Source organism: Nitrobacter sp., from assembly GCF_051535215.1.
Classification (GTDB): domain Bacteria; phylum Pseudomonadota; class Alphaproteobacteria; order Rhizobiales; family Xanthobacteraceae; genus Nitrobacter.
Map to the genome: position 1 here is coordinate 1 of NZ_JBPPLY010000016.1, position 21,892 is coordinate 21,892.

Below are 21,892 nucleotides of genomic sequence, written 5' to 3' on the forward strand. Positions count from 1 at the left end.
GGGAGGTGCTATTCCTCCCGTCGTTTGTCGCGCGCAGAATTAATCGCGGCGAGTCTGCCCGCTGATTTGCAGGCAAACAGCAATCTACCAACCTGGGTTCGGGTAAACGCTCCCACCGCGATCAGTATCGCGGTAGGAGTCATCAGCCTTGCGGCGGTTTGGGGGACTCTATCCCAGATGATTTTCTAACATAGACTGGCGTTTTTGGTTTTTGCAACGACGCAATCTATGCGCAGCGCGACGACCACCTCTGTCGTAATCGCGATGGTCGCTCGCAATGCAACATCATCAAAGCGCAGTCAGTGATGCCGATACCGACTTCGTAGAGCAAAGGCACTGCGTCGTCTGCGCAATTTTTCCGTCGTACTCTTCGAGCATAAAACGCCCGTTATTGGCTGACTTCTCGCAATGCGCAAAACTTGAAACAGGTGAATGGAGACTTCCTTAACCGTCTGCCGATCGATGACTCCGGACGTTGCGCGACTATGCTCGCACGGCCGATTGAGAGGACGGGGCACAAGATCGGCATCACGCTCTCTCACCGGGGTAAGAGACGGCAACGGTGCAAGCCGAAGCGTAAGACCGTGCGACGCGGCGCTCGCCGCACGGATCGGCAACGACGTGTGTATCGCAACATCGCAAGGGTCTAGGTGCATGTTGCGCGATAGGCCACAAGAAATGGACCATAAGCGAGACCATCGACACGAGCCGCCGCAACGTTTGACCGATCATGCCCACTACCGACGAAATACACACGTCGCACTTTTATTAAGAGATGAATTTCACGGTTGATATGCCGTGATTTCATCATGACCAGACGCGACGCCATGAGTCGTTCCTTCCCTCAACTCCGAACACGATTCCGGACGCGCGGGATTCCGTATCGATATTCGTGGGAATGACGCCGGCGTATTGCATGCGCCTCCGGGCAAGACTCGCGATCGGAGCTTATTGATCGCGCCGCCGTTTCACGCCATCTGAGGGGCAGGGGTACCCGTTCCATGACCGAAACCTTCCTGACATCCCTGCTCGTTCTCACCATTCTTGCCGCATCGGCGGCATTGGCCCGGCGGCTGGTGACGGCGCCCGCCATCGTGTTTCTGGTGGTCGGCATCGTGCTGGCTTTCGTGCCGGGCTTTCCGCCTGTTGAAATGGCGCCCGAAAGCGTGCTGCTGATGGTGCTGCCGCCGCTGATCTATTCCGCCGGTGTCTCCATGAGCTGGCGCGAATTCAGATCCAATCTGAGGCCGATCGCCCTGCTTGCCATCGGCTGCGTCATCTTCACGACCTGCGCGGTCGCAGCCGCCACGCACTGGCTGCTCGGCCTGCCCTGGGGCGTGGGCTTCGTGCTCGGCGCAATCGTCTCGCCGCCCGACGTGGTGGCGCCGCTCGCCATCGCCAAGCGTCTGCATCTGCCGCACCGGATCCTGGTCATCCTCGAGGGCGAAGGCCTCGCCAACGATGCCACCGCGCTGATCCTTTATCGCTTCGCCGTGCTCGCGGTGTCGACCGGCACCTTTTCGCTGCCGACCGCCGCCGGATCGTTCGTTCTCATCCTGCTCGGCGAGATCGCATTCGGCATCATTGTCGGCTGGCTCAGCTTGCGGCTGCGCCAGTGGGCCCATGACGCGCGGGTGGAAATCCTGCTGTCGCTGCTGACGCCCTATCTCGCCTATTGGGTTCCCGAACATCTCGGCGGCTCCGGCGTGATCGCCACCGTCGTCGCCGGACTTTACGTGAGTTGGAACGGCCCGCTGCTGATCTCGGCGGCGACGCGCCTTCAGGGCATCTTCTTCTGGGACCTCGCGATCTGGCTGATCGAGGGCGTGCTGTTCCTGCTGATGGGTTTCGAGGTCCGGGTGCTGATGGAGAAGGCCAAGGCAGTCCCGGTCGACCAGGTGCTGGTGGCGATCGCGTTGACGTCGGCCATCGTGATCGCCGCGCGCTTCATCTGGGTGTTCCCCGGCAGCTACCTGACCCGCATCCTGAGCGCGCGGGTCCGGCGGCGCGATCCGACGCCACCATGGCGCTATATCGTGGTGATCGGCTTCACCGGCATTCGCGGTGTGGTGTCGCTCGCGGTGGCGCTGGCCCTGCCGCTGACGCTGCCGGGCGGTGAGGCGTTTCCCTATCGCGACCTCATCCAGTTGACGAGCTTCGGCGTGATCTTCGTGACGCTGTTCGGCATCGGCATGACGCTGCCGCTCGTCGTCAAGCTGCTCGGCATTTCGAAGCACGGCCACCGCGAGGCGCTGAACGAGCGTGAGGCGGAAATAGCGGCGCGACGAACCATCATCGAGGCTGCGCGCGAAGCGCTCACGACCATTATCGCCGAGCGCAAGCTACCCGAGGGACTCGCCAAATTTCTCGAAGCGCGGCACGAAACCCGGATGCGGGCACTGCCCGATCCGCCGCGGGACGGCGACGAACATTCGCCGGCGACGAGGGGAGCATCCATGGTGCGCGAAATCATCGGCATCGAGCGCACGCATCTGCACCGGCTCTTGCGCGAAGGCAAGATCACCGACGAAACCCGCCGACGAATAGAACGTGATCTCGACCTCGAGGAAGCGGTGGTCGACAACCGGGAAAAGCACACGCCGCTGTAATATTCTGCATGACTAATACTAACGTGAGGTCAAAGGCGCAGCCATTATTTGCCGGCGCGCATTAAAATAACGTCATCCATCATGCACGATGATGCGCTTGTTCGTTACGTCGGAGTGCGGATGCAAATCAAACCAGCGACACGCGGATTTTCTTTATTTGTTATTTTTGTATGCATCCTCGTCATCTGTGGATGCTTGTCCATACTGCTCGTCTTGTTCACGCCCGATCGTCCGACAGACTATGCGACAGTTGCGATTTTCTGTATTCTGGTTGTCGTGACTGGATGGATGGTCAACTGCATTCACATCTGTATACAGATGTACGTGCAATATCCCCATTTTAAGATCGACGTTGAATCGGGCAGGCTGTCGATCACGAATCAAAACGAGATAATCAACATCAAGGCATCGGATGTCGAAGCCTACTATCTGTATAACAACAAGATCAGGCTTGTTCTGCGCGAGAAAGCCGAATTCCGGGACATGCTTCCTTTTGTCAAGCTAAGGAAGGGACGCCTTGAGATTTCGCTCAACAAGCTTGGCGGGCGCATTCCCGCCGCAACCTGGCTTCAGAGATTTGACAGCGACTTCAATGTCAAAAGCAAAATCAATCTTGGAATGATCGCCCAAGTATTCGGCTACGGACTATCTTGAAAGAAACATTAGTCATGGCCGGACCCAAGCCAAGCCATGACGTCAATCCGAGGTTTTCAATACAGTCGCCGTCTCACTCCGCAGCCGTCACCGCTTCGGCCCGCGCCTTGGCGCCGGAGCCATAACGCTGTTCGATGTAATCGATCACCAGCGCCTTGAAGTCCTGCGCGATGGCCGGCCCGCGCAGCGTCTTGAACTTCTTGCCGTCGACGAAGACCGGCGCCGCAGGCGCCTCGCCGGTGCCGGGCAGCGAGATGCCGATATCGGCGTGCTTGGATTCGCCGGGGCCGTTGACGATGCAGCCCATGACCGCGACGTTGAGCTGCTCGACGCCGGGATATTGCGCCTTCCAGTTCGGCATCTCGTCGCGGATGAAGTCTTGAATCGATCGCGCCAACTCCTGGAACGTGGTCGACGTCGTGCGTCCGCAGCCGGGACATGCCGCGACCAGCGGCACGAAGGTGCGGAAGCCCATGGTCTGCAGCAGTTCCTGCGCGACCTGCACTTCCAGCGTGCGGTCGCCGCCGGGCTCCGGCGTCAGCGAAATGCGGATGGTGTCGCCGATGCCCTGCTGCAAGAGGATTCCGAGCGCGGCGCTTGAGGCGACGATGCCCTTCGAGCCCATGCCGGCCTCGGTGAGACCGAGATGGATGGCGTAGTCCGAACGCGACGCCAGCGTCTGGTAGACGGCGATCAGATCCTGCACCGCAGAGACCTTGGCCGACAGGATCATCTTGTTTTTCGGCAAGCCGATCTCCTCGGCGCGCCTGGCCGACAAGAGCGCCGACTGCACCATCGCCTCGCGCGTCACCGCACGGGCATCCAGCGGCGCGGCCGATTTGGCGTTCTCTTCCATCAGGTGCGTCAGCAGTTCCTGATCGAGCGAGCCCCAGTTGGCGCCGATCCGCACCGCCTTGCCGTATTTGATCGCGGTCTCGACGATATCGGTGAACTGCTTGTCGCGCTTGTCCTTGAAGCCGACATTGCCCGGATTGATCCGGTACTTGTCGAGCGCTTCGGCGCAGGCCGGATGATCGGCCAGGAGCTTGTGGCCGATGTAATGGAAATCGCCGATCAGCGGCGTGGTGATGCCACGCTTGCGCAAACCGTCGCGGATACGCGGCACGGCGGCGGCGGCCTCGTCGCGATCCACCGTCATGCGGACCATTTCCGAACCGGCGCGCGACAGTGCCGCGACCTGCGCGATGGTGCCCTCGATGTCGGCGGTGTCGGTATTGGTCATCGACTGCACCACGATCGGCGCGCCGCCGCCGACGGCGACGCTGCCGACCATGACTTGCGTGGTTTCGTGCCGCGGACTCGGGCCTGCGACGTCGATTTGCGACGGGTTTTCAAGCTTGTTCATGGGTCTCAAATATCAGGTTTTCGTCGGATTCAGCAACGGATCAATGGCTGGCGGGCGGTATCCCGAATTCGAAGTTCGCTCAACCTTACAGCTACCCCTTTTGCGAACTTCGAATTCAAAGGGATACCGCTAAATTTCTAATTCTAGTGCGGTTTAGGTTCAGGAGTTTCCTCCAAAACATGCGGCGAAGGGAGAGGAAACTCCTGAACCACCGCACTAAGCCGGTTCACGAGGTAAAGACCGGCAGCCACCAACAGCGCCGCAAATCCGAAAGCCGGCGTCAGCGGGTCATGCATGATCACATAGCCAGCCGCGACGCCAAACAAAGGGGTGATGAAGGTAAAAGCCGACAATTTGCTGGCCGAATAAGTCTTAACCATTGAAAACCATATCAAAAATGTCAAGCCCACCACCCAGACGGCCTGATAGGCCATCAGCGACAGCGCCAGCGGCCCCGGAATCCGCTCCAGCGTCTCACCGGCGGCCAAGGCCGCGACGCCGAGAATCGGAATCGATACTGCGACCTGATAGATCAAGGTTTTTTCCGGCGGCGCCGAGATCAGTGAACTCGCCTTCACCAGGAGCGTGGTGGCGGCCCACAGCGCGCCACCGCCGACGATCATGACGTCGCCGAGCAGCACGCGGCTATCGACATCCGGCTGCGGCACACCGATCGCGCAGGCGACGCCGGCGAAGCAGAGCGCGAGGCCGCTCCATTGTGACGCCCGCAGTCTTTCCCCGAGAATACGGGAGGAGCCGAGCGCGACAAAGAACGGCGCGGTATAGAGAAACACCACCGCGCGCGACGCCGTGGTCAGCAGCAGCCCGTGGTAGATCAGTACGAATTCGAATCCGAACAGCACGCCGGCGGCCAGACCAGGGCCAAGCGTGCCGTCGCGCTCGAACAACGCCACGCCCCGCAGTCGCGCAATCACCAGCAGCACGACGAGGGCGCCGCAGGAGCGGATGAAAGCTTGCAGAAACGGCGGAATGTCGGGCAGGACAAGTTTCACCGCGACCTGATTGAAGCCCCAGCTCAGGCAGAGCATCAGCATCAGGGCGATCGCACCGGCGCTCAGCGGGCGGCTCGCGGATGTCAGGGCTGGATCGCTTGTTGACATAATCCCCGGTGAGCCAAATCGCTGCCGTATCATAATAGATGGAGCACCGGATGGTTGGCGCTAGGCCGCGTTCTGGCAATGCGCGCAGGTGCCGGTGATTTCGACCACCGACAGCTTCGGCGTGAAGCCGGTGGAGCGCACCGCGTCGCTGAGACTCTGCGCCACGCGGCTTGCCGGAATCTCGCCGACAGACCCGCAACGCTCGCAAATGAGAAAAGCCACCAGCGCACTCGCATCATGGTCGTGCCCGCAAGCCAGAAACGCGTTACGGCTTTCGATGCGGTGAACGAGGCCGTTCTCCATCAGAAAGTCGAGCGCGCGATAGACCGTGATCGGAGCCGGACGCGGCATCGATTTGGCCAGTTCCTCGATCACTTCATAGGCGCCAAGCGGACGATGGCTCGACAGCAGTGCCTGCAGCACCTGGCGGCGGATCGGCGTGAACTTCTGCGCACGCTGGGCACAGACCTTCTCCGCATGGCTGATCGCCTCCGAGGCGCAGCGGTCGTGATCGTGCCCGGGCACGGGAAATGTCGGTCTGGTCGCTGTCATCTGATGTTTATTTAAACCGTTTGAGCGGATTTCGCCGCTCCGATTTCAGTTCAGCAGCCATATTCGCTGAATACCTGCATATTGCATTGCAGCATAGCCGTCCACCCGAAGGTATTATGTGCAGGCAAGAAATTCGGACGGGAACGGGGTTCCCAGCCAAAAAGTCAGCCATGACCTGCACGCAGGTCAGCTTTTCCATAGCGGAGGTAATGCTTTTCATAAGCTTGCTTATTATAACGAGTGTTAGGAGTTCCATATGCCGGACCGTTCAATCGAAAGCGACTTTTTGTTTACCCTGTTCGAGGTGCAGCGCCTGCTTCGGCTCTTCGCCGACAAACAGGCATCGCGCTACGGTCTGAACCGGGCGCAGTGGGCCGTGCTCGCCAAACTGGAACGCACCGAGGGCCTGAAGCAGGCAGATGTCGCCGAGATGATGGAAATGCAGCCGATCACGCTGACACGGCTGATCGACAAACTCTGCAAGGCCGGCCTGATCGAGCGCCGCGGCGACGAAACAGATCGCCGCATCAATCGTCTTTACCTGACCAAGGCCGCGCGGCCCCTGCTGGCCCAGCTCGCCGTGTTGCGCGGCGAAATCACGCGAGCGGCGCTCGCCGATATCAGCCTCTCCGACGCGCACCGTCTGATCGCGCAGCTCGAAACCGTCAAGGACAACGTTCGTAACGCGCTGCAAGGCAACGCGCCCACAAACAGCGAGAAAACGAAAGAGCGGCACTATGGCTGAGCCCGCCCTCAAATTTCCGCCCGACCAGAAGGGCACGCCGCCGGAGCCACCTCTACCGACGGCCACCGATGCAAAGCCCCGCCGGCAGTTGCTGGCTTCGCTGCGCCGCTACCGCCGGCCGCTGCTCCTGGTCGTGCTGCCCCTGATCGCGCTGATCGCCGGGCTGACGTTCTATCTGTCGGGCGGCCGCTACGTGACCACCGACGACGCCTATGTCGGCGCGCAGAAGGTTCTGATCACGCCCGAGGTCTCCGGCAAGATCGACAGCGTGACCGTGAAGGAGGGACAACACGTCAAGGCGGGCGATTTGCTGTTCGAAATCGATCCCGTGCCGTTCCGCCTGGCTGTCCAGCAGGCGGAAGCGAAGCTGAACGAAGCGACGATCGAGTACAATACGCTGAAATCGAACCTCGCCAATTACGCCCAGTCCGAGGCGCTTGCTCAGGAAAGCATCGACGTCAAGCAACGCGACGTCGATCGCAAGACAACGCTTGTGAAAAGCAACTCCGGATCGCGCCTCGATCTCGACAACGCGCTCAGCGCGCTGGTGCAGGCGCAGGGCGTGAACCAGATTCTGGAGCAGCAGATTTCGAACACCCGCAACAAACTGCTCGGCAATCCAGAACTGCCGCTGGAGAAATTTCCGGCCTACGCGCAGGCCAAGGCCGCGCTGGCCGACGCGCAGCGTAACCTTGCGAATACGGAGCTGCGCGCGCCGATCGAGGGCGTCGCGACGCAGGTCGACAACATCCAGCTCGGCCGCTTCGTGACAGCGGGAACGCCGGTGTTCAGCGTCGTCGATCTCGATCACCCGTGGGTCGACGCGAATCCCAAGGAATCCGATTTCACCTACGTGGCCGTCGGACAGCCCGTCAATCTCTCCATCGATTCGTTCCCCGATCATGTCTTCAAGGGCACGGTCGGGTCGCTCAGCCCCGGCACCGGCGCAACATTCGCGATCCTGCCGCCGCAGAACGCCACCGGCAACTTCGTCAAGATCGTGCAGCGCATTCCTGTGCGGATCTATTTCGACAAAAACGATGCACAGGTCAGCAAACTGAAATCAGGCATGAGCGTCTACGTCTCGATCGACACCAATCACCGCCGCTCGCTCGCAGGCCTGTTCGGCCTGTCCCGCGCGAAGCAGGATTAGAGCGATGCCGGCGGCCGCAGTACAATCGGTCGCGGTTCCGGGACTGCGCCGGAACATGGTGACGATCTGCGCCATGACCGCGACCATCATGCAGGCGCTCGACGCCACGATCGCCAACGTTGCACTTCCCTATATGCAGGGGTCGCTGTCGGCGTCACAGGACCAGATCAACTGGGTGCTGACGTCCTACATCGTCGCGGCGGCCATCATGACCGCGCCGGTCGGCTGGATCGCCAACCGCTTCGGCCGCAAACGTATTTTCATCCTCTGCTCGGCCGGCTTCACGCTCGCATCCGTCTTGTGCGGGCTGGCGCAGGATATCACCCAGATGGTGCTGTGCCGCTTGCTGCAGGGCATGTTCGGCGCAGCGCTGGTGCCGCTGTCGCAGGCGGTGATGCTCGACAGCTACGCGCTGCACGAACGCGCCAAGGCGATGGCGATCTGGGGCATGGGGGTGATGCTGGGGCCGATCATGGGACCCTCGCTCGGCGCCTGGCTCACCGAAACCTATAGCTGGCACTGGGTGTTCTTCGTCAACCTGCCGTTCGGCCTGATCACGGTCATCGGCCTCATGATCTTCATGGACGAGACCCGATTAAACACCGAGCTGCAATTCGACTGGTTCGGCTTCGGCGCGCTCGCCGTGGGCATCGGCGCGCTGCAGCTTGCGCTTGATCGCGGCGAGCAGCTCGACTGGCTGGAGTCCTGGGAGATCACGCTGGAGTTCATCGTCTCGGCCGTCGGCTTCTATTATTTCTTCGTGCACTCGCTGACCACCAGGCGTCCGTTCGTCCAGTTCGCGATCTTCAAGGACCGCAATTTCGCGACCGCCCTCATCTTCATGGCGGTGATCGGCGTGGTGCTGTTCTCGACCATGGCGCTGGCCTCGCCGCTATTCCAGAACGCCTACGGCTATCCGATCCTGACCGCCGGGCTTCTGCTCGCGACGCGCGGTGGCGGAACGTTCGTGGCCATGATGATGGTCAGCCGTCTCATGACGTACTTCGAAGCCCGGACCCTGATCGCCGTCGGCCTTTCGCTGATCGCGATCACGCTCTACGACATGACCGGCTGGACCGCCGATGTTTCGGTGCAAACCATCGTCATCAACAGCGTCCTCCAGGGTTACGGTATTGGCCTTGTCTTCGTGCCGATGACGACCGCGGCCTTCATGACGCTGCCCAACCATCTGCGCACCGACGGCACGTCGATGCTGACGCTGGTGCGCAACGTCGCGAGTTCGATCGGCATTTCCATCGTCATCGCGCAACTGACGAGCGGCACCACGCGCGCCCATGCGGTGCTGGCGGAGCACATCACCCCCTTCAATAACGCACTGCAAATGCCGAACGTGACCGGTACCATCAACCTGAATACGGATATCGGCCGTGCGATGATGGATCTGATCGTCAGCGCGCAGGCGCAGATCATCGCGTTCTCGCGGGATTTCGAGCTTGTCGCGCTGGTGACGGTCTGCGCGATTCCGCTGGCGCTGATCCTGAAATCGACCAAGGCGGCGATGCGCGCGCCCTCCGCGGACCATGCTGCAGTGATCGAATGACGAACGGCAGGGCTCCCGCCCCCGGCGCAATGAATGCCGATGACGTGGAAAACGGGCAGGACCGCGGCAATGCCATAGGAAGCGGCGCCGAAACTTTGTAGTTTCGCCGCCATGACGATCCAGCGCGCCATCCTGACATCGCCGAGCCCTGCCGCCACTGCCGAGGCGTCGCGGGTTACGCCGATGATGGAACAGTACCTTGAAATCAAGGCGGCCAATCCCGGCCTGCTGCTGTTCTATAGGATGGGTGATTTCTACGAACTGTTCTTCGAGGATGCCGAAATCGCCTCCCGCGCGCTCGGCATCACGCTCACCAAACGCGGCAAGCATCAGGGCGCGGACATTCCGATGTGCGGCGTCCCCGTGGAACGCTCGGACGACTACTTGCATCGGCTGATCGCGCTCGGCCACCGCGTCGCGGTTTGCGAGCAGACCGAGGATCCGGCCGCAGCGCGCAAGCGCGGCAACAAGAGCGTGGTTCGCCGCGATGTGGCCCGCCTCGTCACCCCGGGAACGCTGACCGAAGACACGCTGCTCGACGCCAGGGCCAACAATTATCTGCTGGCGCTGGCGCGGGCGCGCGCCTCTTCCGGAAGCGACCGCATCGCGCTGGCCTGGATCGACATCTCCACGGCGGAGTTCATGGTTACCGAATGCGGCACCGGCGAACTGGCCGCCACGCTCGCGCGCATCAACCCCAATGAAGTGATCGTGTCCGATGCGCTCCATGGCGATCCGGACATGGCAGCGCTGTTGCGGGAGTTGCCGTCGGTGACGCCGCTGACCCGCGACGTGTTCGACAGCGCGACCGCAGAGCGGCGGCTGTGCGATTATTTCGCGGTCGCCACCATGGACGGTCTCAGCGCGATGTCGAGGCTCGAGGCGACCGCGGCCGCGGCCGCCGTCACCTATGTCGACCGCACCCAGATCGGCAAGCGACCGCCGCTGTCGCCGCCATCGCGTGAAGCTTCGGGCAGCACCATGGCGATCGATCCCGCCACCCGCGCCAATCTCGAACTGACGCGCACGCTTGCGGGCGAACGGCGCGGCTCGCTGCTCGACGCCATTGACCGCACGGTGACGGCGGCAGGGTCGCGGCTTCTGGCGCAGCGGCTAGCGGCGCCGCTGACGGACAACGCCGCCATCGCGCGGCGGCTTGATGCCATCGCCGCATTCGTATCCGACAACCCGGCATGCGAGGACATCCGCACCGTGTTGCGTGCGGCACCCGATATGTCGCGCGCGCTGGCGCGGCTCTCGGTCGGACGCGGCGGTCCGCGTGATCTCGCAGGCCTGCGCGACGGCGTCGTTGCCGCCGATCAGGCTTTGGCGCGGCTATCCGCGCTTTCCGATCCGCCGAAAGATATCACCGCAGCGATGCAGGCGCTGCAGCGTCCCTCCCGCGATCTCGCGCGTGAACTCGGCCGGGCGCTTGCAGACGACCTGCCGCTGACGAAGCGCGACGGCGGTTTCGTCCGCGAGGGCTACGAGGGCGCGCTCGACGAGGCGCGAAAACTGCGCGACGATTCCCGCCTCGTGGTAGCGGCGATGCAGGCGCGCTACGCCGAGGAGACCGGCATCAAGACGCTCAAGATCCGCCACAACAACGTCCTCGGCTATTTCGTCGAAGTGACCGCGCAGCATGGCGACAGGCTCATGAGCGCGCCGCTCAACGCCACCTTCATCCATCGCCAGACGCTGGCCGGCCAGGTGCGTTTCACCACATCGGAGCTCGGCGAGATCGAGGCCAGAATCGCCAATGCCGGCGACCGCGCGCTCGGCCTCGAGCTGGAGATTTTCGACCGGCTTGCCGCGATGGTGGTCGAGGCCGACGACGACCTGCGCAACGCGGCGCACGCCTTCGCGCAACTGGACGTCGAGGCGTCGCTCGCAAAACTTGCGACCGACGAGAATTATATCCGGCCGGAGGTCGATGCCTCGCTCGACTTCGCCATCGAGGGCGGCCGGCATCCGGTGGTCGAGCAGGCGCTGAAGCGCGCCGGACAGCCGTTCATCGCCAACGCCTGCGATCTGTCGCCAGGCCCGGGCCAGACGTCGGGACAAATCTGGCTGCTCACCGGCCCCAACATGGCAGGCAAATCGACGTTCCTGCGTCAGAACGCGCTGATCGCGCTGATGGCCCAGATCGGCAGCTTCGTGCCGGCGACGCGCGCGCGTATCGGCATGATCGACCGGCTGTTCTCGCGGGTCGGCGCTGCCGACGACCTGGCGCGGGGCCGTTCGACCTTCATGGTCGAGATGGTGGAAACCGCCGTCATCCTCAATCAGGCATCGGAGCGTGCGCTGGTCATCCTCGACGAGATCGGACGCGGCACCGCGACCTTCGACGGCCTGTCAATCGCATGGGCCGCGATCGAGCACCTCCATGAAACCATCCGCTGCCGCGCGCTGTTCGCCACCCACTATCACGAGCTCACCGCGCTGTCGTCAAAGCTGCCGCGGCTGTTCAACGCCACCGTGCGCGTCAAGGAATGGCACGGCGAGGTGGTGTTCCTGCACGAGGTCCTGCCCGGCGCGGCCGACCGCTCCTATGGCATCCAGGTGGCGAAGCTCGCGGGCCTGCCGCCGCCGGTCGTCGCGCGCGCCAAATCGGTGCTGGCGAAACTGGAGGCTCAGGACCGCGGATCGACCGTGCGCGCGCTGGTCGATGATCTGCCGCTGTTCGCGGTACCGTCGCGCACAGTCGACGAATCCGCATCGCCGAGTGAAACCGCTCAACTGATCGAGGCGTTGAAAGCCCTGCATCCCGACGAGATGTCGCCGCGCGAGGCGCTGGATGCGCTCTATGCGCTCAAGGCAAAACTGCCGAAACAGTAATCAGCGTGTCGCGATGTCGCGAAATCTTCCCTCCACTGTCGATGTCGCCATCATCGGCGCCGGCGCCGCCGGACTCGGCGCAGCCGACGCGCTAAAGGATTCCGGCCTCTCCATCATCGTGCTGGAAGCCCGTGGCCGCGTCGGCGGACGCGCCCATACCATCGTCCCCGCCCCCGGCATCGTCTTCGATCTCGGCTGCGGCTGGCTGCATTCGGCCGACAAAAATTCCTTTGTTGCCATCGCGGACCGGCTCGGCTTCGAGATCGACAGGACGCGGCCGCCGTGGCGCGATCAGAGCTTTGACGCCGGATTCCCGGCGACCGAGCGCCAGGACTTTTTTGCCGCGCTCGATGCATTCCATGAGCGTATCGAGAAAGCGGCGGAGAACGATGTCGACACCCCTGCCGCCCGCTATCTCGAACAGGGCAATCGCTGGAATCCGATGATCGATGCGATCTCCGGCTATGTGAACGGCTGCGAACTCGATTCCGTTTCTGTCCATGATCTCGACGCCTATGAAGACACCGGCATCAACTGGCGCGTGCGGCGCGGTTACGGCGCGCTGATCGAAGCCTATGGCCGGCCCTGCCCGGTCGCGCTGAACACGCGCGTCTGGCGCATCGATCATTCGGGGCGCAGCCTGCGCATCGAAACATCGAAAGGCACGCTGTCGGCGGCTCAGGCGATCGTGACGGTGCCGACCAGTCTGATCGCGAACGAAACGATTCGCTTCCACCCCGGCCTGCCGGAGAAAGTAAGCGCTGCAGCAGGTCTTCCCCTTGGCATCGACGACAAGGTGATACTGGCGCTCGACGATCCCGACAACACGCTGCCAAACGACGGCAACCTGCGCGGCGCCACCATGCAGACAAAAATGGGCACCTTTCACCTGCGCCCGTTCGGCCAGCCTTGCATCGAGGGATTTTTCGGCGGCAGCTTCGCGCGCGAACTCGAGGACGCCGGCGAGGGCGCATTCGCGGCGCAGGCGATCGACGAGATCGTGGCGTTGCTCGGCTCGGATTTTCGACGCAAGCTCAAGCCACTCGCCGAATCGCGCTGGGCCCGCGATCCCTTCGCGCAAGGCGCCTATTCCCACGCCCTGCCCGGCCATGCCGCTGATCGTGCGGTGCTCGCCGCGCCGGTGGATAACCGGCTGTTCTTTGCGGGCGAGGCCACCTCACCGAACTTCTTCTCCACGGCTCACGGCGCGCGCGACAGCGGCGAACGGGCGGCGCGGGAGGTGATGGCGGCAAGCCAGTGTTGATCGCTCCCCAGCGCATGATGCCGAAGGCCGCGCGAGGCAAAGTGGAGAACGGTTTCGGACAAGAACATACTCGATCAAAACAAAAAGAAGGAGACGGTTGCAGCCGGCGCGCGACGCAGAAAGATCTGCTGTTCACCCGGCCATCTTTGACAGCACTTTGCAGCGATCCGTTTCTACGATGATGCGTATTGCAATTCGTGGGAGACAATCGATGCAAGCATCTCGACGGGACATTATCGCCGGCGCGGCCGGCATTGCCGCAGTTTCCGCGCTCGGCGCGAGCGCGGCGCAGGCGGCGACCGGCGACGAACTGAAGGCGATTCCCGAACTCGCTCCGCACTGGAAGAAGCTGGACCTCGCGGCGATCCTGCGCAAGCCGGCGGCGTTCGCATCGGTAAGCCAGAACAATTCACTGTATCAGCCATGGGGCGCGCAGGCCGGCGAGAAGCACTGGGAGCGCGGCAGTCTCGCGGCCACGATCAAGGTGGTGAACGCGGCGCGCAAGGCCTCCAATTTCAAATCGTTCAACTGGATCGGCTATGAGGTCTTCCGCGAAAACTATCCGCAGTCCGAATTCGACAAGGTGCAGTATGAAAGCTGGACCGGCGCGCTAAATTTCTCGCCGGAGAAAAAGAAGGCCGACAACGAACTCGTTCCCGAACTGCGCGCGCTGGTGCGGCCCGGCGATCTCGAGTTCAATGAACTGGCTTTGCAGACGGCGTTCGCCGGCACGCAACTGCCGCTCGAATTGTCGCGCAAGCGGATCGAGGTGCTGGTCCTGACCGGAATCCATACCGATTGGTGCATCGAGGGCAACGCCCGCGCCGCGCGCGACAACGGATACCTTCCCATTGTGATCGGAGACGCGACCGGGACGCAGAAGCCGGAGCAGCTTGCGGGTGCGCTGCAGCGCATCAACAACTTCTTCGCGCCGGTGATTTCCTCCGATACCTTCGTGCGGCTGCTGGGGCAGTCGAGCTAAACCGTCCTTCCCTAAGGACATCGCGACGCCGCGGGCCGGCTTGGCAATGCCGGCCCCCGAGCGTCGCCCCGAACTGTCCCCTTTCGGTACAAAATGTCGCATTGGTGGTGCCGGGAATCCACATTTTAACCTTTAATTAACGATGGACCTTGAAGACGGCGCGCCGACTTGCTTTGATCGGGACATGAGCACGACCCTGATCGAACTCCGGCCGGCCAAGGTCGCGGATGCATCCGCGGTCGCCGCCACCCATGACGAAGCCTGGCGTTCGGCCTATCAGGGCATCATTCCCGGCGCGGAACTGGAAAAGCTGATCAACCGCCGTGGCCCGCACTGGTGGGACAGCGCGATCCGCAAGGGTAGCCGCATCAGCGTGCTGGTCTTCGGCGACAAGGTTGCCGGCTACGCCAACTACGGTCACAACCGCGCCCGCAGCCTGCAATATGAGGGCGAAATCTACGAGCTTTACCTGCGCCCGGAATTCCAGGGCCTGGGGTTCGGCCGACGGCTGTTCACCGCTGCCCGGCGCGACCTGCTGCAGAGCGGGCTGAAAAGCATGGTGACCTGGGCGCTGTCCGACAACGAACCGGCGACGGAGTTCTACCGTGCGCTCGGCGGCCGCATGGTCGCCCGCTCCTCCGAGAGGTTCGGGCCGAAGTCGCTCGACAAGGTGGCCTTCGCCTGGACCGGTTATTGAAGGGGACTTGAAAGTCGCTTTCATCGTCATTCCGAACGCCGCAAAAGCGGCGATCCGGAATCCGGAAATGCGAGAGCCCGTTTCAACTGCGTTGAACCAGACTCGTCGCTTATCTTTTTTTGAGCATGATCTGTTCCGAAAACCGGTTTCCGCTTTTCGGGATCATGCTCTAAAGACAACCGGCCAGTTTAGATTCCGGGTTCGCGCTTCCGGTGTTTCCCGGATGACTATAAGTTTTTCAGCGCCCAGGTTGCCATTGAAGCCGGGCCGCCGCCCGGCCATAGTCGTTTTTCAGATTCACATCCCAGACCTAATGCGAGGCGGCCGATGCGTATCGATGCGATCTCGACCGGATCAAATCCGCCACACGAGGTGAATGTCATCATCGAAGTGCCGGTCGGCGGCGAGCCGATCAAGTACGAGATGGACAAGAACGCCGGCACGCTGGTGGTCGACCGTTTTCTCTACACGGCAATGCGCTATCCCGGAAATTACGGCTTCATCCCGCATACGCTGTCGCAGGACGGCGACCCCTGCGATGTGCTGGTCGCCAACACGCGCGGCATCGTCCCCGGCGCGGTGATAAGCGTCCGGCCGGTCGGCGTGCTGTTGATGGAGGACGAGGCGGGCGGCGACGAGAAAATCATCGCAGTCCCGACCTCGAAACTGACCCAGCGCTACGACAAGGTGAAAAATTACAGCGACCTGCCTGACATCACGCTGCAGCAGATCCAGCACTTCTTCGAGCACTACAAGGATCTGGAACCCGGCAAATGGGTCAAGGTGTTGCGCTGGGGCGGCGCGGAGGACGCGCACAGGCTGATACTGGAAGCCATCGCACGGGCGAAGGGGAAGTAGCTGCGCTACACCCCCGGCGCAGCCAATCCTTCGATCGCGCAGGCAGCGCGCAGGGTGTTGACCAGAAGGCACGCCACCGTCATCTGGCCGACGCCGCCGGGCACCGGCGTCACCGCGCCCGCGACCTTCATGGCCTCGTCGAACGCAACGTCGCCGACGAGGCGGGTCCTGCCTTCGGCCGCAGGCAGGCGGGTGATGCCGACATCGATCACGGTCGCGCCTGGCTTGAGCCAGTCGCCGCGCACCATCTCGGCCTTGCCGACCGCCGCATAGACCAGATCGGCTCGGCGGCAGAGTTCGGGCAGGTTGCGGGAACGTGAATGCGCGATGGTCACCGTTGCGTTTTCGTTGAGCAGCAACTGCACCAGCGGCCGTCCCACCAGGTTGGAGCGGCCGATCACGATGGCATCCATGCCTTCGAGCGAGGAATGCACGCTTTTGGTCAGGATGATGCAGCCGAGCGGCGTGCACGGCGACAATGCGGGCAAACCGCCGGCGAGACGACCGGCGTTATGCGGATGCAGGCCGTCGACATCCTTCGCCGGATCGATGGCTGCCACGATCGCTCCGGTATCGAGCCCCTTCGGCAGCGGCAGTTGGACCAGAATGCCATGCACGGCGGGATCGGCGTTCAGTCTCGCGACCAGCGCCAGCAGGTCCGCCTGCGCCACATCGGCCGGCAGGACGTGCTCGAACGAGGCCATGCCGGCGGCCTGGGTCTGCTTGTGCTTGTTGCGGACATAGACTTCGCTCGCGGGATCGTTGCCGACCAGCACGACGGCGAGGCCGGGCGTCAGCCCGTGATCGCGCTTCACCCGCGCCACCTCATCGGCAACCTTCGCGCGCAAGTCTGCCGCGATGCGTTTTCCATCGATGATTTCGGCCGTCATGCTGATCCCTGGCTTGCTATAGCGTTTCGAGCAAAGTGGATCCCGGTTCGCGTGAAGACAACGCGTCGAATCAAAATCTTGGAGTTCGCTTCTGATTCCAGCAGAGGCGAAAGGCTCTAGTCCGGTTGAGCCGCGGTCAAGGCGCGAAGGGCATTGCCGAGCCTGACGGGATCGCCGCCAACGACGACCTGCTTCAGCCGCGACGTCGCTCCCGCACGTATCAGGACATCGGTTTTGCGCACCCCAAGCGCCTTCGCCAGCACCTCGACGACGGCGCGATTGGCCTCGCCGCCTTCGGCGACGGCGCGCACGCGAACCTTCACCACCGGGCGTCCGTCGGCCAACGTCTCAATGCCATCGATCCCGTCGCGGCCGCCGCGCGGCGTCACCCGGAGCGCGATGCTGAGACCCTCCGGAGAATACCGCCACGGCTCCATCAAACCGCCGGTCAGAACACGGCGGGATAGATGTAATAGGTGATGACCCGCTGCATGAACAGGATGATCAGGATCAGGATGATCGGAGAGATGTCGAGACCGCCGAGATTGGGCAGCATCCGGCGGATCGGCGCCAGCAGCGGCTCGGTGATCCGTTCCAGAAACTCGGCCACCGCGGCCACGAACTGATTGCGGGTATTCACCACATTGAAGGCAATCAGCCATGACAGGATCGCCGAGGCAATCAGCAGCCAGACATAGAGGTCGAGGATGATGAGAACGATATCCAGTATGGCTCGCATGAGGAATTGGCTCGCGGGTTTGGTCGTGGATTCGACCGGTGGAGAGAATTTGACATTCGCGACCCCACCTGGCCGCGCGTCCCGGACGCGAATATTAGAATCGGACCACTCGTGCAGGGTTCAGCCGTTCTCTTCACCTTTGGCCAAAGGGCCGTCAAGAGAACTTCTGAACCGAACTACACCAGGGCTATCGTTCACTCGCCTCTCCCGGAATTCGAAGTTCGCCGTGGTGTGACAACGCGAGGGCGGCGAACGTCGCATCCGGTCGATGCGAGCCCGCTAAAATATCGTTTCGGTTCCCGCCAAACAAGGGAAGTCCGGGAAAATGAAGCCTGAAATGCCGGTTTCAGCCGTTCTTGACTTGCCATTGGCGAGGATTGTAAATGGCGGCGTTTCCGGTCGCTGCACGATCGCCGACCGTGGACGGGGCCATAGCTCAGCTGGGAGAGCGCGTCGTTCGCAATGACGAGGTCGGCGGTTCGATCCCGCCTGGCTCCACCAGTGATTCCCGAGAGGCGGTCGTCGGTGTCCGCTGCCGTCGATCACAATGCGCTCGCTTGAACTAACGCGCTCGCTTGAACTCCTGAACCGCTCGATCGTCGAAGTGAAGCTCGACAGCGACCAGGCACGACCCAGGTCCGAATTCGTCCTGAAGCATACTCCCGTCCTGAAGCATCCTGTGGTCCCACCCGCCCCTCGGCTATCCGGCGACGGTCGGACAATGGTCCGCAACTCAGCGTTGTGCTCGGAGTATGCAAGGCGTCGGCGGCATAGCTGGGAGTGCTGCATCGCAGGGCACTGCCAAATGCGTTCCAACTGCAACACCGCGGCCGAATCAAAACCTGCTGGCAAGAGTGGCGGCATGTCCGATCAGATGGCAGGTAAGATAATATTAGCCATAAGGTAAGATAATATCAGTTACGCGATTCGGTCACGGCTTTGCTGGCGACCTCCAGCAGGCAGCCGGAGGAACGGGGCATGGGCAGGCTGTCAATGGACAAGTCGGGCTTGGTGGCATGGCTCGCTTTGGCGTTGACGTGGGCGGCGCCAGGGGCAGCGCAGGATGCCAGTTGGCTCGCTGCTCCGCCCGGCGGCGATTTTAATGACACGGCGAACTGGACTCCGGCTACCGTGCCGACCGGCATCGCATCGTTCGGAACATCGACCGGCACGACCATTACGTTCGCGAATGACACCACCCTGGGCGGGTGGACCTTCAACACCGGCGCTCCAAATTATTCCTTCACTAACGACCATTTTCTGATCTTCACCGGCGGGGGGATAGCCGTCCACGGCGGCAACGTCAGCATCTCCAACAATGATTTGCTGCAATTCTCCCATGGCAGCACGGCCGGCAGCGCCACTATCACTGATACAAATAACGGAGTGCTGCAGTTCATCGACACCAGCACAGCCGGCACCGCCAGCATCACGAATAATGGCAGCGTGGAATTCTATGACGCCACCAGAGCCGGCAGCGCCAACATCACCAATAACAGAAGCCTATACTTCTTCGGCGGCAGCACGGCCGACAACGCCAGCATCACAAACAACAGTTCTCTGCAATTCGCGACGCTCGGCACGGCCGGCAACGCCAGTATCACGAATAACAGTATCCTGGAGTTCCTGGACAGCAGCAGCGCCGGCAACGCCAGCATCACCAACAACGGTGGGGTGAACTTCTACAACGGCAGCACGGCTGGCGGCGCCAGCATTACCAGCAACAGTTACCTGCAATTCGTCAACGGCAGCACGGCCGGCAGCGCCAGTATCACGAATAACAATCTCCTGCAGTTTTCGGACACAAGCACGGCCGACAGCGCCAGCATTACTAACAACAAATTCCTGCAATTCGCCGGCAGCAGCACGGCCGGCAACGCCAGCATCGCCAATGGGGCCGCCGGTGCGTTGACCGACTTCTCGGGGTCGAGCGGACCGCTCAACAACGGGCAACTTTCCGCCGGTTCGATCTCCGGCAGCGGACAATTCTATCTCGGCGCCAATCAACTCACGGTCGGCGGCAACAATCTGAGCACCACCGTCAGCGGCGTCATCAGCGACTGCGGACCATCAGGCTCGAGTTGTAGTTCATCTGGCGCTATCGGCGGCTCGCTGGTCAAGGCCGGGACGGGGATGCTGACCCTCGCCGGCGCCAACCTCTATACCGGACCGACCACGGTCGATGCCGGCACGCTCACCGTCACCGGCTCGCTGGCAGCGTCGAGCCCGGTCAGCGTTCACACCGGCGCGGTGCTTGCGGGCACCGGCAGCGTCGGCAGCGCCAGCATCAACAGCGGCGGCACGCTGGCGCCGGGTGACGGCACGCCGGGCTCCTCAATGAGTCTCGGCAGCCTGGCACTGCAAGCGGGTGCGGAGTATGTGGTGATGCTCAACCCCGCCACCGCGTCATCCGCCGATGTCACGGGTACAGCGACGCCCGGCGGCGCCACCGTCAAGGCAATCTATGCCAACGGCAGTTACATCTCGAAGCGATATACCATTCTCACGGCGGGCAACGTCGGCGGCACGTTCGGCTCGCTGGCCAACACCAACCTTCCCGCGAACTTCACGACCGGCCTGAGTTATGACCCGACCCATGCCTACCTCAACCTGACGCTGAACTTTGTTCCGCAGCTTGCGAGGGCCGACCTCAGCACGAATCAGCGCAACGTCGCCAATACGCTGATCAATTCCTTCAACACCGCCGGCGGCATTCCGCTGGTGTTCGGTGCGCTGACGCCGGCGGGCCTGACGTATGTCTCGGGTGAAGCGGCGACCGGCTCGCTACAGTCCACCTTCAATGCGATGGACCTGTTCCTGGGGATCCTGAGCGATCCGTTTATCGCTGGCCGCGGCAATGGTGCAACCGCAAACGGTGCGGCGCCGGCCTATCCCGAAGGGCGCTACGCTGTCAGCGCCTATGCGCCGGAAGACACGGCCCGCTACGAGCGTGACGCCCATGCCGCGATCTATCGCAAGGCGCCTGCAACGGCCGATCCCCTCACCCCACGCTGGAGCGTGTGGGCCACGGGCTATGGCGGCTCGCAGACCACCGACGGCAATACATCGCTCGGCTCCAGTACCGCGACTTCCAGTGTCGCCGGTGTCGCGGTCGGCGCCGACTACCGCATTTCGCCATTCACAACCGCCGGCTTCGCCCTGGCGGGCGGCGGCACCAGATTCAATGCCGTCAACGGGCGAGGCAGCGGACAGTCCGACCTGTTCCAGGCAGGCACCTTCCTTCGACACACTGTCGGCGCTGCCTATCTCTCCGGTGCGCTCGCTTACGGCTGGCAGGACGTCACCACCAACCGCATCGTGACGATCAGCAGCGCAGACCGTTTGCAGGCGCGCTTCAGCGCTGATGCATGGTCGGGCCGTATCGAAAACGGCTATCGCGCGGTCAGTCCCGCAACGGGCGGCGTCGGTATCACGCCTTATACCGCCGGCCAGTTCATCACCTTCGAACTTCCGGCTTATGCCGAAAGTGTTCTGTCTGGCGCCAACACCTTCGCGCTGGCTAACCATGCCAAAAGCGTGACGGATATCCGCAGCGAAGTCGGCATCCGCACCGACAAATCCTGCGCGGTGCAGGACGCGATCCTGACGCTGCGCGGACGTCTTGCATGGGCGCACGATTTCAATCCGGATCGCACCGTCGTGGCGACGCTCCAGACCTTGCCTGGCACCAGCTTCGTCGTAAACGGCGCGGCCATGGCCTCCGACGCCGCCCTGCTCACCGGCGGGGCTGAGATGAAGTGGATCGACGACTGGTCGGTGGCCGCCACCTTCGAGAGCGAATTCTCCAACGTCACACGATCCTACGCCGGCAAGGGCACGATCCGCCACGTGTGGTGAGCCGC

General features: G+C 62.5%; 17 protein-coding genes, 1 tRNA gene and 1 riboswitch. Of the genes, 12 read left to right on the plus strand and 6 right to left on the minus strand.

The window, feature by feature from the left end:
• Positions 1–126 precede the first annotated feature (126 nt).
• Positions 127–185: riboswitch (Fluoride riboswitch) on the minus strand.
• Positions 186–1,001: 816 nt separating this feature from the next.
• A complete protein-coding gene (locus tag ACS3WB_RS13490; protein ID WP_438276008.1) occupies positions 1,002–2,609 on the plus strand; it encodes a Na+/H+ antiporter in 1,608 nt (535 codons plus the stop codon).
• 120 nt (positions 2,610–2,729) lie between these two features.
• Positions 2,730–3,263 carry a hypothetical protein gene (locus tag ACS3WB_RS13495; RefSeq protein ID WP_438276009.1) on the plus strand — a complete coding sequence of 178 codons (534 nt, stop codon included), beginning with the start codon at positions 2,730–2,732 and terminating at the stop codon, positions 3,261–3,263.
• A gap of 73 nt (positions 3,264–3,336) precedes the next feature.
• Here ACS3WB_RS13495 and ispG read toward each other — a convergent pair whose 3' ends face one another.
• From ispG to ACS3WB_RS13510, 3 genes are all read right to left on the minus strand, one after another.
• Positions 3,337–4,629, minus strand: coding sequence for a flavodoxin-dependent (E)-4-hydroxy-3-methylbut-2-enyl-diphosphate synthase (ispG, locus tag ACS3WB_RS13500; RefSeq protein WP_438276010.1), 1,293 nt, complete (start codon positions 4,627–4,629; stop codon positions 3,337–3,339).
• A 143-nt stretch (positions 4,630–4,772) separates the two neighbouring features.
• Complete coding sequence (locus tag ACS3WB_RS13505) at positions 4,773–5,750, minus strand: DMT family transporter (protein WP_438276011.1); 978 nt, start codon at positions 5,748–5,750, stop codon at positions 4,773–4,775.
• 60 nt (positions 5,751–5,810) lie between these two features.
• The gene (locus ACS3WB_RS13510) at positions 5,811–6,302 is read right to left on the minus strand and encodes a Fur family transcriptional regulator (RefSeq protein WP_438276012.1); all 492 of its coding nucleotides are present in this window, start codon (positions 6,300–6,302) and stop codon (positions 5,811–5,813) included.
• Positions 6,303–6,558: 256 nt separating this feature from the next.
• Between ACS3WB_RS13510 and ACS3WB_RS13515 the strand changes: the two genes are divergently transcribed.
• The 8 genes from ACS3WB_RS13515 to ppa all read left to right on the plus strand — a co-directional run bounded on the left by ACS3WB_RS13515 (position 6,559) and on the right by ppa (position 16,400).
• Entirely contained in the window at positions 6,559–7,047 is a 489-nt protein-coding gene (locus ACS3WB_RS13515; protein WP_438276013.1) for a MarR family winged helix-turn-helix transcriptional regulator, read from the plus strand.
• Positions 7,040–8,200, plus strand: coding sequence for an HlyD family secretion protein (locus tag ACS3WB_RS13520; RefSeq protein WP_438276014.1), 1,161 nt, complete (start codon positions 7,040–7,042; stop codon positions 8,198–8,200). Before ACS3WB_RS13515 ends, ACS3WB_RS13520 begins: the two co-directional genes overlap by 8 nt.
• A 4-nt stretch (positions 8,201–8,204) precedes the next feature.
• Positions 8,205–9,761, plus strand: coding sequence for an MDR family MFS transporter (locus ACS3WB_RS13525; protein WP_438276015.1), 1,557 nt, complete (start codon positions 8,205–8,207; stop codon positions 9,759–9,761).
• A gap of 111 nt (positions 9,762–9,872) precedes the next feature.
• Positions 9,873–12,599 carry a DNA mismatch repair protein MutS gene (mutS, locus tag ACS3WB_RS13530; RefSeq protein ID WP_438276016.1) on the plus strand — a complete coding sequence of 909 codons (2,727 nt, stop codon included), beginning with the start codon at positions 9,873–9,875 and terminating at the stop codon, positions 12,597–12,599.
• Positions 12,600–12,612: 13 nt separating this feature from the next.
• Positions 12,613–13,863, plus strand: coding sequence for a flavin monoamine oxidase family protein (locus tag ACS3WB_RS13535; protein ID WP_438276017.1), 1,251 nt, complete (start codon positions 12,613–12,615; stop codon positions 13,861–13,863).
• Positions 13,864–14,074: 211 nt separating this feature from the next.
• Positions 14,075–14,845: a cysteine hydrolase gene (locus ACS3WB_RS13540; protein WP_438276018.1), complete on the plus strand. Its 771-nt coding sequence runs from the start codon at positions 14,075–14,077 to the stop codon at positions 14,843–14,845.
• 184 nt (positions 14,846–15,029) lie between these two features.
• Entirely contained in the window at positions 15,030–15,542 is a 513-nt protein-coding gene (locus tag ACS3WB_RS13545) for an N-acetyltransferase family protein (RefSeq protein WP_438276019.1), read from the plus strand.
• 327 nt (positions 15,543–15,869) lie between these two features.
• A complete protein-coding gene (gene ppa / locus ACS3WB_RS13550; RefSeq protein ID WP_438276020.1) occupies positions 15,870–16,400 on the plus strand; it encodes an inorganic diphosphatase in 531 nt (176 codons plus the stop codon).
• 5 nt (positions 16,401–16,405) lie between these two features.
• Here the strand turns inward: ppa and folD are convergent, their stop codons facing one another.
• From folD to ACS3WB_RS13565, 3 genes are all read right to left on the minus strand, one after another.
• Complete coding sequence (folD, locus tag ACS3WB_RS13555) at positions 16,406–17,290, minus strand: bifunctional methylenetetrahydrofolate dehydrogenase/methenyltetrahydrofolate cyclohydrolase FolD (RefSeq protein WP_438276021.1); 885 nt, start codon at positions 17,288–17,290, stop codon at positions 16,406–16,408.
• Between the two features lie 116 nt (positions 17,291–17,406).
• Complete coding sequence (locus ACS3WB_RS13560; RefSeq protein ID WP_438276022.1) at positions 17,407–17,727, minus strand: DUF167 family protein; 321 nt, start codon at positions 17,725–17,727, stop codon at positions 17,407–17,409.
• Positions 17,728–17,738: 11 nt separating this feature from the next.
• A complete protein-coding gene (locus ACS3WB_RS13565) occupies positions 17,739–18,029 on the minus strand; it encodes a YggT family protein (RefSeq protein ID WP_040674890.1) in 291 nt (96 codons plus the stop codon).
• A gap of 425 nt (positions 18,030–18,454) precedes the next feature.
• On the opposite strand from ACS3WB_RS13565, the gene ACS3WB_RS13570 reads away from it, so the two are divergent.
• Both ACS3WB_RS13570 and ACS3WB_RS13575 read left to right on the plus strand, forming a co-directional pair.
• Positions 18,455–18,530 (plus strand) — tRNA-Ala (locus ACS3WB_RS13570).
• 477 nt (positions 18,531–19,007) lie between these two features.
• Positions 19,008–21,887: an autotransporter outer membrane beta-barrel domain-containing protein gene (locus ACS3WB_RS13575; protein ID WP_438276023.1), complete on the plus strand. Its 2,880-nt coding sequence runs from the start codon at positions 19,008–19,010 to the stop codon at positions 21,885–21,887.
• Positions 21,888–21,892 lie beyond the last annotated feature (5 nt).